The organism is Acinetobacter sp. Gutcm_16 (assembly GCF_028649355.1).
Lineage (GTDB): Bacteria > Pseudomonadota > Gammaproteobacteria > Pseudomonadales > Moraxellaceae > Acinetobacter > Acinetobacter johnsonii.
This window is the reverse complement of record NZ_JAQSUV010000018.1, coordinates 153,244-167,300: the sequence shown is the minus strand read 5'-3', so window position 1 is coordinate 167,300 and position 14,057 is coordinate 153,244. Positions and strand designations below refer to the sequence as shown.

The 14,057-nt window shown below is 43.9% G+C and carries 13 protein-coding genes; 2 read left to right on the top strand and 11 right to left on the bottom strand.

Annotated features, from left to right (window positions below; genetic code table 11):
• Window position 1: 1 nt before the first annotated feature.
• Window positions 2–1,924: a threonine--tRNA ligase gene (gene thrS / locus PTT44_RS03755; RefSeq protein ID WP_010325937.1), complete on the bottom strand. Its 1,923-nt coding sequence runs from the start codon at window positions 1,922–1,924 to the stop codon at window positions 2–4.
• Between the two features lie 508 nt (window positions 1,925–2,432).
• On the opposite strand from thrS, the gene PTT44_RS03750 reads away from it, so the two are divergent.
• Window positions 2,433–4,076 (top strand): acyl-CoA synthetase, encoded by a 1,644-nt coding sequence (locus tag PTT44_RS03750; RefSeq protein ID WP_168157951.1) that lies wholly within the window; start codon window positions 2,433–2,435, stop codon window positions 4,074–4,076.
• A 78-nt stretch (window positions 4,077–4,154) separates the two neighbouring features.
• Here the strand turns inward: PTT44_RS03750 and yjgA are convergent, their stop codons facing one another.
• From yjgA to mazG, 9 genes are all read right to left on the bottom strand, one after another.
• Entirely contained in the window at window positions 4,155–4,688 is a 534-nt protein-coding gene (gene yjgA, locus PTT44_RS03745) for a ribosome biogenesis factor YjgA (RefSeq protein ID WP_005400753.1), read from the bottom strand.
• Between the two features lie 2 nt (window positions 4,689–4,690).
• Window positions 4,691–4,960, bottom strand: a complete 270-nt coding sequence (locus PTT44_RS03740; RefSeq protein WP_010325935.1) for an HPr family phosphocarrier protein — start codon at window positions 4,958–4,960, stop codon at window positions 4,691–4,693.
• A complete protein-coding gene (gene rapZ / locus PTT44_RS03735) occupies window positions 4,957–5,808 on the bottom strand; it encodes an RNase adapter RapZ (RefSeq protein WP_004692298.1) in 852 nt (283 codons plus the stop codon). Before rapZ ends, PTT44_RS03740 begins: the two co-directional genes overlap by 4 nt.
• A 26-nt stretch (window positions 5,809–5,834) precedes the next feature.
• A complete protein-coding gene (panC, locus tag PTT44_RS03730) occupies window positions 5,835–6,677 on the bottom strand; it encodes a pantoate--beta-alanine ligase (protein WP_168157952.1) in 843 nt (280 codons plus the stop codon).
• 3 nt (window positions 6,678–6,680) lie between these two features.
• Complete coding sequence (gene panB / locus PTT44_RS03725; RefSeq protein WP_004692301.1) at window positions 6,681–7,490, bottom strand: 3-methyl-2-oxobutanoate hydroxymethyltransferase; 810 nt, start codon at window positions 7,488–7,490, stop codon at window positions 6,681–6,683.
• Between the two features lie 36 nt (window positions 7,491–7,526).
• Window positions 7,527–8,015, bottom strand: coding sequence for a 2-amino-4-hydroxy-6-hydroxymethyldihydropteridine diphosphokinase (folK, locus tag PTT44_RS03720; protein ID WP_148826703.1), 489 nt, complete (start codon window positions 8,013–8,015; stop codon window positions 7,527–7,529).
• A complete protein-coding gene (gene pcnB, locus PTT44_RS03715; RefSeq protein WP_168157953.1) occupies window positions 8,012–9,481 on the bottom strand; it encodes a polynucleotide adenylyltransferase PcnB in 1,470 nt (489 codons plus the stop codon). Before pcnB ends, folK begins: the two co-directional genes overlap by 4 nt.
• Window positions 9,482–9,618: 137 nt before the next feature.
• A complete protein-coding gene (locus PTT44_RS03710; RefSeq protein ID WP_062033382.1) occupies window positions 9,619–10,017 on the bottom strand; it encodes a ComEA family DNA-binding protein in 399 nt (132 codons plus the stop codon).
• 18 nt (window positions 10,018–10,035) lie between these two features.
• Window positions 10,036–10,797 carry a nucleoside triphosphate pyrophosphohydrolase gene (gene mazG, locus PTT44_RS03705; RefSeq protein WP_062033385.1) on the bottom strand — a complete coding sequence of 254 codons (762 nt, stop codon included), beginning with the start codon at window positions 10,795–10,797 and terminating at the stop codon, window positions 10,036–10,038.
• A 118-nt stretch (window positions 10,798–10,915) separates the two neighbouring features.
• Between mazG and PTT44_RS03700 the strand changes: the two genes are divergently transcribed.
• Window positions 10,916–11,683 (top strand): SDR family oxidoreductase, encoded by a 768-nt coding sequence (locus PTT44_RS03700; RefSeq protein WP_062033388.1) that lies wholly within the window; start codon window positions 10,916–10,918, stop codon window positions 11,681–11,683.
• A gap of 40 nt (window positions 11,684–11,723) precedes the next feature.
• Here PTT44_RS03700 and PTT44_RS03695 read toward each other — a convergent pair whose 3' ends face one another.
• Window positions 11,724–14,030, bottom strand: a complete 2,307-nt coding sequence (locus tag PTT44_RS03695) for a RelA/SpoT family protein (protein WP_004979149.1) — start codon at window positions 14,028–14,030, stop codon at window positions 11,724–11,726.
• Window positions 14,031–14,057: the final 27 nt, after the last annotated feature.

Sequence of the window (14,057 nt, the reverse complement as noted above, 5' to 3'; positions counted from 1 at the left end):
GTTACTCCACAATGTACCGGCCGCGTTCGGCAACGGCTGCTTTTACTAGGTCAACGAAAGCGTCGATTGACATAGTACCCAAATTTGTTCCAGAGCGGGTACGCACGTTCACTGTACCTTCCTCTACCTCACGGTCCCCAAGTACCAGTAAGTAAGGAATACGCTCTAATGTACGTTCACGAATCTTAAAGCCGATTTTCTCATTTCTCAAGTCTGAAATCGCACGGAGACCGTTTTCTTTAAGTTTAGCGACGACTGACTCACATGCTTCCGCTTGTGAATCGGTAATGTTCATCACACATGCTTGAATTGGTGTTAACCAAGGTGGCATAAAGCCCGCATAGTGTTCGATTAGTATACCAATAAAACGTTCAAAACTGCCAAGTATTGCACGGTGCAACATTACAGGTTGATCACGATCATTGTCTTCAGTGACATATGACGCATCTAAACGTTCTGGCAAATTGAAGTCACATTGAATTGTACCACATTGCCATACACGGCCTAAGCAGTCTTTCAGTGAGAATTCAATTTTCGGACCATAGAATGCGCCTTCACCCGGTTGAAGTTCCCACTCCAAACCAGCAGCATCTAAAGCATCTGCTAAAGATTTTTCAGCCATATCCCAAAGTGCATCATCACCCACACGTTTCTCTGGACGTGTAGACAACTTCATTTGCACGTCTTCGAAACCGAAGTCTTTATATACATCTAAAGTCAGTTGAATGAAGTCAGCCACTTCTTGACCAATTTGCTCTTTGGTACAGAAAATGTGTGCATCATCTTGAGTAAAGCCACGAACACGCATAATGCCGTGCAATGAACCCGATGGTTCGTTACGGTGACACGAACCGAACTCAGCCAAACGAATTGGCAAATCACGGTATGATTTTAAACCTTGGTTGAACACTTGTACGTGACAAGGACAGTTCATCGGCTTAATTGCATAGTTACGGCTTTCTGAATGTGTCGTGAACATACCATCTGCATAGTTTGCAGCATGGCCTGATTTTTCCCAAAGCGTGAAATCAACCACTTGCGGGGTACGAATTTCGAGGTAGCCATTGTCTTGCTGAACTTTACGCATGTATTGTTCAAGTACTTGATAAATGGTCCAACCGTTTGGATGCCAGAACACCATACCTGGTGCTTCTTCTTGCATATGGAACAGGTCTAAAGCTTTACCAATTTTACGGTGGTCACGCTTTTCAGCTTCTTCAATACGTTTGATATACGCTGCAAGCTGTTTTTTGTCTGCCCACGCTGTACCATAAATACGTTGTAACTGTTCATTCTTCGCATCGCCACGCCAATAAGCGCCCGACATTTTAGTCAACTTGAATGCTTTTAAAAATTTAGTATTTGGCACGTGTGGACCACGGCACATATCCAAATAATCTTGATGGTAGTACAAGCCCATTTCTGTTTCTTCAGGCATGTCTGCAATCAAGCGTAATTTATAATCTTCACCACGCGCTGTGAATTCTGCAATCACCTCATCACGTGGTGTCATTTTTTTGATGACATCATAGTCTTGATCGATGAGCTTTTTCATGCGCTCTTCAATGGCTACCATGTCTTCTGGCGTAAATGGCTTTGCGCTAAAAATATCGTAATAGAAGCCATCTTCAATGACAGGACCAATCACCATTTTCGCTTCAGGGAACAATTGCTTCACCGCATGTCCCACCAAGTGAGCGCAAGAGTGACGAATGATTTCGACACCTTCTTCGTCTTTAGGCGTAATAATTTGAAGGCTGGCATCCGTGGTAATCAAGTCAGATGCATCGACTAAACGACCATCGACTTTTCCTGCAACTGTATTTTTCGCAAGACCCGGACCGATGCTCAGTGCAACGTCCATCACAGATACAGCTTGATCAAATTGTTTTTGATCGCCATTTGGCAAAGTGATAATTGGCATAAAAAATCCTTAAGGAGTGATGCCCCGTACCATGGAGCATGTCACCGCGAGATTATGATCGAGGTAAAACCTCAAAAGATAAAAACGGTGGATAAATAAAATCAGTCGAATTTTACACGTGTTATCCACAGGATTAAACCTTTTCCCCTAGAAAATTCACGTTTCGGCGCATTTTGAATTCATTTGCCAATCCATCAGCCTCCCTAGAATGAGGGAATTGATGTGCCTCAATCCTCATCGCTACATTTTAGAATGACTTTATCGGTCACTTTTTATTGAACAATGCTGCAACACAAGCATATACATATTGCTCACAAAACAAGCTAGAATCGACCTAAAAGCGCTTATATCGCACAGAATCCATAGATTCAGTTTAGATAAACTAAACAAAAAAGTTCAATAAATTCATCTAAAAAGCGCAACTCGACTAAAGCATAAATGCAAGATGGCTGAAAAATGCATATCTTTTAAGCAATGGAAAAATAATACTGAATTTGGAGTGATAAACATGGTCAGCGCTTATGACGAACTACCAAGAACCCCCGCAAACTTTGTGGCTTTGTCACCGCTGCGTTATTTAGAACGAGCTGCCTATATTTATCCCCATCAAGATGCCATCATTCATGGACACCGTCATATTTCATGGCGTGAAACTTATCAACGTTGTCGCCAATTTGCTTCTCAGCTGCAAAAACTAGGGATCACTAAGAATGATACCGTCTCGGTACTATTGCCCAACATCCCTGCAATGATTGAGGCACATTTTGCAGTACCCATGACAGGTGCGGTACTAAATACGCTGAATACACGCCTAGATGCAAAAACCATTGCGTTCATGTTGGAACATGCCGAAACCAAAGTCCTTTTGGTCGATCCTGAGTTTGCATCGGTTGCACAAGAGGCTTTGGCTTTAGTCAAGCGTGACATTTTTGTGATTGATGTAGATGATGCTGAGTACGAAAACTGTTTTGCAGCTCCGATTGGTCAGATTGAATATGAAGACTGGTTAACCGAAGGCGATGAAAACTTTGAGTGGCATTTACCTCAAGATGAATGGGATGCCATTAGCCTAAATTACACCTCGGGAACGACAGGTAACCCGAAAGGGGTGGTCTATCATCACCGCGGGGCTTATATCAATGCAGCCAGTAACATCATTGCTTGTGGCATGACACCTCGTGCGACCTACTTGTGGACCCTCCCCCTGTTTCACTGTAACGGCTGGTGCTTTGCATGGACTATGGCAGCCAATGGGGGCACCAACATCTGTTTACGTAAAATTGACCCTGAACTCATTTTCAAACTCATCGCTGAACACAAAGTCGATTATTTCTGCGGTGCGCCGATTGTGTTATCAATGCTGATCAATACCCCTGAAGAGCAACGGGCTCACTTTGAACACCGCGTCGAAGTAATGGTGGCAGGTGCTGCGCCTCCTGCTGCAATTATTGAGGGCATGCGTCATATTGGCATCAATGTCACCCATGTCTACGGTCTCACTGAAACCTATGGTCCTTCTGCGCTTTGTGCCTCTCAAGCGGGTTGGTCTGACTTATCAATTCAAGAACAAGCGCAGCTGCACTCACGCCAAGGTGTACCGTACCCACTGCAAGATGGCATGAAAGTCCTTGATCCAGATACCATGCAACCTGTACCGCATGACGGTCAGACCATGGGCGAAATTATGTTCCGTGGCAACATTGTGATGAAAGGTTATCTCAAAAACCCTGAAGCGACCGCAGAAGCCTTTGCAGGTGGTTGGTTTCATACAGGCGATCTTGCAGTCTGCCAACCCGATGGCTATGCCAAAATTACTGACCGCTCTAAAGATGTGATCATTTCTGGCGGTGAGAATATTTCATCACTAGAAGTTGAAGAAATTCTCTATCAACATCCTGCTATTTTAACGGCTGCGGTGGTCGCGAAGCCCGATCCTCGCTGGCAAGAAGTGCCCTGTGCATTTATTGAACTCAAAGCAGGCAAAGAAACCACACCTGAGGAAATCATTGAATTCTGTAAGCAACATCTGGCAGGTTTTAAAGTCCCGAAAGATGTGGTGATTACAGAAATTCCAAAAACGTCGACAGGCAAGTTACAGAAATTTGTCCTACGCGATTGGGCCAAAGAGCGTGCAACGGGCGAGTTTAGCTAAACATTCAGCAGTCTATTCAAGCAAATATTCTCACATAAAAAAGCGACCTTGAAGGTCGCTTTTTTATGTCTAAATGACTTAATTATCTGAAATTAAAGCCACTTGCTGAATGTAGTTAAACAACTTCAAACGCGAAGCTTTAAGTTGTTCTTCATCAGCCTGCTGTTTCATATCACGGTGAATACGCAATACATGCTGACGAATGGTATGACGTTCCGCGGCATTATAGGTTTTGGAAAACTCATTAATGACCACATCACCATCTTTGATCATACGGTCAACCCAACGCTGCAATTGAGCGGTTTTTTTCGCGCCTTGTTGCGGTGTCAAATAAGACAAAATCACCGTTTCATCTTCATTACGCAACAACTTCCCAATGCGTAAAAATTGGCGACGACGAGCTTCATTTGATGTAATCAGTTTCACATCCAAAAGGGCTTCAATCAAACGCTCTTCAACAGGTAAGTTTTGAATTTGTTTAGTGTTCAACTCTGCAAGTTGAGAACCCAAAGATGCCATACGTTGTACGGCTTTTTTCTGTTCAGTTTTACTTGCACGTCCTTCTAAAGATTCAAAGTCTTCTTCAGTAAAACTATGCGGTCGACGTGCCACGATTAATCTGCCTCGTAAAATTTTGCTGCAAATAGTGCCTGAATCTCAGATAAAGCTTGTTCTTCATCTGCGCCTTCAAGCACCAAGCGTAAAGTGGTGCCCTTTCCTGCGCCTAGCATCAGGAGGGACATAATATTTTTGGCATCCACCAATTTGTCTCCTTTTCCAATTTGGATTGAAGAACGGAATTTGGTGGTCACTTCAATGAGCTTGCCAGATGCACGCGCATGTAACCCTAGTTTATTAATTACGTCAACAGTTGTGTCAATCATGCCCAGTGCTTCATTTCTCGATGGAGGACCTGAATAGACCATTTTGCCTCAAGGGCTTTTTTTAGTCTATCCACAATATATACAGAGCGATGCTGCCCACCCGTACAACCAATTGACACGGTCATATAGTGACGATGCCCTTCAGCAAAAGCTGGTAACCATTTATCTAAAAATTTATAAATATCTTGGAACATTTCGTGGGTTTGCTCACTTTGTTCCAAAAATTTTTGCACAGGGGCATCCAGTCCAGAATACTTCCGCAGTTCTAAATCCCAATGAGGATTGGGTAAATGTCGAACATCAAACACATAGTCAGCATCTAACGGAATACCATGTTTAAAGCCGAAAGACTGCAAAATCAAAATCAGGTTATCTGACTGCCCCAACTTTGACAGCAAGGTATGCTTTAAATCGTGCACACTTTTATCGGTGGTATCAATATGCACAGTTGAGCGCAAATTAATCGGCAACAAAAGGGTTTTCTCTTCTTGAATACACTGGTTCAAACTTTGAAAGCGTGTCGCCAACGGATGTGGACGACGTGAAGCACTAAAGCGCGCAATCAACTCTTGGTCACGCGTGGTCAAATAAATAATATCGACCGTACCATGTCTTTGCAATTGTTCAAACACCAAGTCAAACTCTTGCAAATCTGCACGTGTACTGCGTACATCCACACCAAGCGCCAACTGCTCAAGGTTATTTTCCCGATCCAGTTTAGCCACAATCTCTGGGAGTAAGGCCAAAGGCAAATTATCAATACAGTAATAACCGAGGTCTTCCAATACTTGTAATGCAGAGGATTTACCCGAACCAGACTGTCCTGTAACAATTAAAATGCGCTTCATCTTAATCCTTTGAGAGGTGAGCTTGCCTAAATATGTTTCACTTTCAAGTTATCAATTAAACGAGTTGCCCCGAGTTTTGCCGCAACAAAAAGCACCACATCTTGGTCAAACGCATCCAATTTCTGCAATGCAGGTGTGCGTGCTTCCACATAATCCACAACAAAACCAGCCTGTGTCAATGTCGCCTTTATATTTGCTAACACATCAGCTAAATCAGTACCAGTTTGTAGCGACTGTTCTGCAGCTTTTAAACTTTGATAAATGGTCGGTGCTTTTTGACGGTTTTCTTCGCTTAAATAACCATTACGTGAACTTAAAGCCAAACCATCTTCTGCACGTGCAATTGCCACACCCATCACTTCAAGCGGCATATTCAAATCACGAACAAACTGACGAATCACAGCCAACTGTTGATAGTCTTTTTCACCAAAGAAAGCAAAATTAGGTTGCACAATATTGAACAGTTTCGTCACCACAACGGCGACACCATCAAAATGACCTGGGCGTTGTAGACCACACAAATCATTGGTGATATCTGAAACAGTAATATTGGTCAAACGTGGGCTGTTGCCATACATTTGCTCAACCGATGGTGCAAACACGATGTCACAACCAACCTCGGCCAACAAGCGCTGATCTTGTTCCAAGGTGCGTGGGTAACTGTCAAAATCTTCATTGGGTCCAAATTGAATAGGATTCACAAAAATGCTGACTACAACCACATCACAGAGTTTTTTCGCTTCGCGCACAAGGTTCAAATGCCCCTGATGCAAATTCCCCATGGTCGGGACGAAACCAATACTTTTTCGAGCCGTTCGCGCAGGGTTCAATGATGCTGATAGGCCTTGGATCGTGGTTTCAGTTTTCATGTTTTACAGCTCGACTTGGAATGTTTGTTCTTTCGCAGGGAATGAGCTATCAAGCACCGCTGCATGGTATGCCTTGAACGCATCCAAAATCGCCGTTTCCCCTGCTTGTTCTTTCATAAAGTTACGCACAAATTTTGCAACACGACCAAAAGTCAGTCCAAGCATGTCTTGTACCACCAAGACTTGACCATCGGTATCCACACCTGCGCCAATGCCAATGACAGGTACATGTGGGAACAACTCACTAATTTCTTTGCCGAGCTGCGCAGGCACACACTCTAATAACAACACCGCAGCGCCCGCATCAACCACCGCTTGGCAGTCCGCAATCAGTTGGTCTGCTGCTTCACGTGTGCGTGCTTGTAATTTATAGCCACCAAACACATGTACAGACTGTGGGGTTAAACCTAAGTGTACACATACAGGAATACCGTTGCGTGTCAAAACCTGAACCGTTTCAGCCAGCCATGCTCCACCTTCGACTTTGACCATTTGTGCACCCGCTTGCATCACTACTTTTGAGCTCTGCAAAGCATCATTTAAGGTTGCATAGCTCATAAACGGTAAGTCGGTCATGATCAAGGCATGCTGGTTACCACGGCGTACAGCTGCTGTATGGTAGGCCATATCTTCAACCGTAACCGGCAAAGTGGAATCACGACCTTGAATGGCCATACCTAGTGAATCACCAATTAAAATGGTATCAATTTCAGCAAGTTCCATTGCCTTTGCCATACTTGCATCATAGCAAGTCAGGCAGGAAAATTTGCGACCTTCTGCTTTAAATTTTCTTAAGTCATTTAAACTAATCATCAAACTATTCCTTTCAACATCTTTAGCTCGGCTAAATTAAATCTCTGCCCAATTGCCTGCATCCAGTACGCTCAACGTGGGTTGTTGTACAACAGGCAACTGTTTCAACGCAATACCATCAATGTGTAAATTGGGGTCTAAATCCAGCAATGGAATCAACACAAAATCACGCTCCATCACACCGACATGTGGCACGGTTAAGCGTTCATGCTGAATTTTCTCTTCTGCATAGATCAGTAAATCTAAATCTAAAGTGCGCTCACCCCAATGGCGTAAACGCACACGTCCCGACTCTTGCTCAAAACGTTGCAGCTCATCTAGCAAAGCCAACGGTGCCAAGTTTGTGCTGAGTTGCACCACGGCATTTAAATAATTAGGCTGGTCTTGCGGCCCCATCGGTGGGCTTTGATACAGCTTGGAGATCTTTACACCGCCAAGACTAGCCAACTTGTGCACCGCTTCAGTCAAAATCACTTTAGAGTCGCCTAAGTTGCTACCTAGACCAATGTACGTAACGATGCTCATTGTGTCGGTCCAAAAATCACACTGCTTAAATCACGCTGAACACGTTTACGTTTTAAAATTGGGTGATCTGCACCAATCTCGGTCGAGCTATGACCTGCTCCCGTACCAATCTGGGTACGAGCTTCAGCGTGTTGCTTCGGTTTACGTGCACGACGACTACGCGACTCTTGCTCTTGTACCAAAGGCTCAATTTCATGACTTACCGTTTTAGCAATCGCCGCTTCTTCAGCACTTGCTTTACCGCTGCGACGTGATTTTGCACGTTGGCGGTTATATTGGCTGATAGCACGTTCTTTTTCATCGGTGCTCATCAACTGATACGCGTCCCACCATTGTCCCATGCCGAGCGTACCCTCATCACCGGATTTTTCGCGAAGCAACAAGAAGTCAAAGCCTGCACGGAAACGTGCATGGCTAGATAAGGCTTGAATTTGCTGTGCTTTCGGATTAAGTAACCGAGTTTGCATTTCCCACACTTCACGAATGAAGGTTTCGGCAAAGCGCGGAATAATAGTCCGAGTGGCTTGGCGTTTTAATACATCAAGTCCTGCTTGTGCACGCGCTTCAGCTGCAACCACACCTTTACTGCTATAAAACTCACAACGCTCTAAGAACGGTTGCCATAACAATACCGCATAGAAAAATGCAGGGTTGATGGTTTTGCCCACTTGAATACGTTGATCGGTATTTTTAGCAGCACGTTCAATAAATGGAGTGATATTCGGTTTGATATCTGCAAATAACTGCTTCCAAATACCGAAATCGATCAACATTGGCAGCACCCGATTTAAATGCCCCATCGTGAACAGCTTCTGAGATTCATCATATAAACGGTGCGGTGAAACATCGCGTAGCAACTGCGTCATTTCCAAGGTGAAAACATCAAGAATCTGCTGATCAATTGAGAAACCTAATTTTGCAGAAAAACGTAAAGTCCGCAGCATTCGCACAGGATCTTCTTCAAAACGCGTTTGTGCATCGCCCAGTAGACGTAAGGTTTTATTTTTAATGTCATCCACAGCATGACAGAAATCTAAGACAACGCCCTTACGTGGCTGATAGTACATTGCATTAATTGAAAAATCGCGGCGGGCAAAGTCTTGCTCAATGGTGCCCCAATTGTTATCACGCAAAATCATGCCTTGTGCAGAGGTGACTTCTTTCTTCGGCGGTGCACGGAAAGTTGCCACTTCAACCAACTCACGACCTGAATAGACATGAGCCAGCTCAAAACGGCGCCCGATAATACGGCAACGTCGTCCGAAAACTTCTTTTACCTGTGACGGTGTTGCATTGGTCACTGCATCAAAATCTTTGGGATTTAGGCCAAGCATCATGTCGCGGACACCGCCACCGACGATATACGCTTCATAGCCTGCCTTAGTTAATGCATCGATCACATCTAAAATGTAAGAAGGTAATTGAGCGGTTGATAAACCACATTTTGACGCGCGCAAAGTTTGCAAAAGCCGCTGTCTCCTACGCCTAAACGTAAAATTCTAAGATGACGCTAATCATATATCTAACACAATCAAAGGGCAATTTGATTATCGAAAGCAAAGCAGGATTCTGATCAATTCACCAATAAATGACACTGCTTTTTTCACAAGCCTAAACGGGCTTTATTTTTTGCAAAAATCGCTGGTCCAATACCGCGCACCTGTTGTAACTCATCTATGGTCTTAAATGGCCCTTGTTTCTGGCGATAGGCCACGATTGCCTGGGCCTTTTTTAAACCCACACCCTGAAGTTGCTGCAATTGATCAACACTGGCTTGATTTAAACTAATTTTATTTGCGTTCGACACAGGTTGGGCCTGAACAGGCGACACAGCACGTTTCACGCTCTTGGGGGCTTGAGTACGATCATCCCACGCCTGCTGCTCTGCTTTCCAGTTCAGATAGTTCTGATCAAAAGACTGTGCATAACCACTAGGCACCCAAGCCAATAAACTCAGCAATAACAACGCAATGATCAACAAACTTACTTTTATTTTTATCAATTCAAGCCACCATTTTTATTATTTCAGTTGTAATTTGGCTTGCTCCCACAGTTGATCCATTTCTTCTAAAGACATCTGCTCAATCTTTTTTTGTTGTTGCAAAGCCTGATCTTCAATGAAAGCAAAACGAGTGCGAAATTTATGAATCGTACTCAAAAGCGACATTTCGCTTGAGACGCCCAGTTTACGTCCAACATTGATCATTGAAAATAAACAATCGCCAAATTCATCTGCTATTTCATCGGAATTTTGCTGTTGAACCGCATGTTTCAATTCAGCTAATTCTTCTTCAAGCTTGGTATAAGCACCTGCTACATCTGGAAAGTCAAAACCGATCCGTGCTGCATTTTTTTGAATCTGTTCCGCTTGTTGTAAGGCTGGGCCATGCTTGATGCTGTCTAATCGTGACTGTGCCTTACCTTGTTTTTCCTGTTGTTTAATTTGCTTCCAAAGCTCGCCTACATCTTCGGCAGACAAAGCTGAAAACTGCTGTGCTTGAAAAACATGGGGATGACGACGAATCAGTTTTTCTGTGATGGCATGGACCACATCTTGAAAATTAAAAGCCCCTTGCTCGGTATACATCTGTGACTGGAACACCACCTGTAGCAGTAAATCACCCAACTCATCACGCACCTCATCAGCTTTACCTGAACGCACGGCTGCTTCAACTTCATAAGCCTCCTCAATGGCATAGCGGGTTAAACTTTCTGGGGTTTGCTGTTGATCCCATGGACACTTTTCACGTAATTCACGCATCACGTTAAGCAATTGTTCCATGTTTATCTCTCTTCAAAAATCAAATTGATAAAAATTACATTATGACGGCATTCATTTGTTATGCTCAATCCAATCACAACAATAACATCAAGAAAAAGAGCAACAAGGAGCAGTTTCAATGCGCAGTATTTTGATTAGCGGTGCAGCCCAAGGTATTGGTGCGGCCATCGCCCGCTTATTTTATGCACATCACTACAAAGTCGGGATTTATGACATCAATAGCGCTCAAGCCGAACAGCTGGCAGCTAGCCTCGGCCCAAATGCCAAAGCAGGACAGCTCGATGTTTCCAACTATCAAGATTGGCAAACTGCTTTAGCCGAGTTTGTCGCATGGGCGGGCGAGCTCAATGTTTTGGTCAATAATGCAGGAATTCTATTCTCAGGGCCTTTTGAACACACAGAGATCAGCGCACATCACAAAACCATCTCGATCAATGTTAATGGTGTACTGAATGGCTGCCATGCTGCATTGCCCTATCTCAAACAAGCGAATTTTGCCCGCATCATCAACCTTTCATCGGCTTCAGCCATCTATGGTCAAGCTGATTTGGTCTCGTACTCTGCCAGTAAGTTTGCAGTACGCGGTATCACCGAAGGCTTAGATACCGAATGGCAGAAATATGGCATTCGCGTATTAGATGTTATGCCGCTATTTGTACAAACTGCCATGGTGCAAGATATGCAAGCGAAGAGTATTCAAAACATGGGGGTACACTTAACTGCAGAAGATGTAGCGCAACACGTTTTTCAACGTGCTGTTGCAAAAGATACGGCACTCACTGCAACCCATCAAGCCGTGGGTGCCAAAGCCAAGCTTTTATTTCAACTGAGTAAAATCAGTCCCCAATTTCTGAATCGCCTAACCAACTTGTACCTTTCTAAATAAAAAAAGAGCCTGCAATTGCAGGCTTTTTTTTTCAATTCGCTTAGTTACCTTGTACCAAACGACGCGCACTAATAATGCCAGGTTGTTGCTCCAATCGTGCCAACAGTTTTGATAGTTGCGATAAACCTTTAACTTCAATCAACAATTTCATATTGGCAATACCGTCTGCTTCAGAGATGGTGTTGACCTGACGAATATTGATTTGATCGGAGAAAATCACTTGGGTCAAATCTTTGAGCAAACCACGACGATCATAAGCTTCCACCACAATTTGCACACTCTGACCACGTGTTGGCTGCATTTCCCAATCGGCTTCTACTGCACGTTCAGGTTCATTTTGAATCATCCGTAAGTAGTCTGGACATGCCACTTTATGGATGCTCACCCCACGGTTCAAGGTGATATAACCCGCAATTGACTCACCATGTACAGGCTGACAACACTGCGCCACATGCAGCTCAACGTTATCTAAACCATCAATCAGAATGCCATGTGCTGACAAGGTATGACTAGCACGTGGATTCAACGTCGGCTTCAGCACCAGTTCAGGTTCATCCTGATCCAAATGCATATGGCGGTTCACCTGATTGATCAAGGCATGCAGACTAATGTCACCATTGACCAGTGCAATCAGAATATCTTCACCCGCTTTAACATTGAAATGATTGCAGTAATCATTCAAATCAATACTTTTTGGGTGAATTGCTAAACGTGAAAGTTCTTTGTTGAGCAGGTCACGACCCACTTCCAAGTTTTTACTGCGGTCTTGTTGTCTAAACCAATGGCGCAGCTTGTCACGCGCACGTGCCGTCTTGATATAACCTAAAGAGTTCACCAACCAATCACGGTTTGGCTCACGGTCTTTCTTGGTTAAAATCTCAACTTGCTCACCCGTTTTTAAGGTATAAGTCAGCGGAACATAGCGCTGATTCACTCGCGCGGCATAACACTTATTACCGACTTGAGTATGCACATGATAAGCAAAGTCGAGTACGGTCGAACCACGTGGGAGCTCTTTAATATCGCCATCACGGCTAAAGACATAAATCTTTTCAAAGTCTTCAAAATCCTGAATTTGCTCAAAATTTTCAGAGTCTTCATCCGACTTATGTACATTCGCATCATTGCGTTCTTGATAGTGTTCAAGTACTGCACGCAATGAATGTAAACGATGGTTAAAAGAGCGATCGGTATTCTTACCGCCCTCTTTATAGTTAAAGTGCGAACACACCCCGAGCTCTGCTTCTTCATGCATGCTCTTGGTACGAATCTGAACTTCCAGTGATTTGTTTTCCGCAATCACCGCCGTATGCAGTGAGCGGTAACCATTGGCTTTCGGATTGGTAATATAGTCATCAAACTGATGTGGAATATGTCGCCAAATTTGATGCACGATCCCCAATGAGTGATAGCACTCAGGTACAGTTTTAACCAAGACTCGAACGGCACGAATGTCATAGAGCTGATCGAAGCTCAGGTTCTTACTTTTCATTTTTCGATAAATCGAATAAATGTGTTTTACCCTACCGCTAATTTCAGCTTCAATGCCATGCTCATTCAAAGATGCACGCAATGTATCAATCACAAACTGAATATATTGCTCACGCTCCAGTCGCTTTTCATTCAGCAGCGTCGCAATTTCTTTATAGCGATCGGGTGCTAAATAGCGAAAGGCTAAATCTTCCAGCTCCCACTTTAACTGTGCAATCCCTAAACGGTGTGCCAGAGGTGAGTAAATGGTTAAGATTTCTCGTGCTACACGCTCTTGACGTTCTTTAGATGAAGTCGCCAATTCACGCAGTGCATAAGTTCGCTCAGCCAATTTGATCAGTACTACGCGCACATCTTCCGTCACCGAAATCAACATTTTATAAATGCCGTTTAAGTGCTCGCGCTGATTGTTATTAAAGTGATCTTCGAGGCGTTTATTCTGCTCAATGAGGTCAGATAACTTACCCATGGCCAAAGTGCCTTTGACCAGTGCATGCACTTGTTCGCCAAAATGCTCTTGTACTTCCGCCAAAGGAATCACGCCTTCGCGTACACCACGATAGAGCATCGCAGCAGCCAAGGTGTCTTCATCGACATGTAGATGGGCCAGAATATCCGCCATTTCAATACCGGTATAAAAGGTATTGGAACGATGATTAACCGTAGTTTCTAACTCTTTTTGTAAAGTCAAATTGGCAACTTCTTCGAGTTGCTCAAGCTTCGCATCATCTAATATGCTTCGAACACGATCTAACCATTCAGCCAAATCATGTTGAGCTTGTTCGGCATGCTCTACAGTCGCCTCCTGAGACAACTCATTGAGTCGCCCAGGTAGTTGCTCACGTACTGTGACCATACCCTTCTCCTACACTTTTACGCTTCA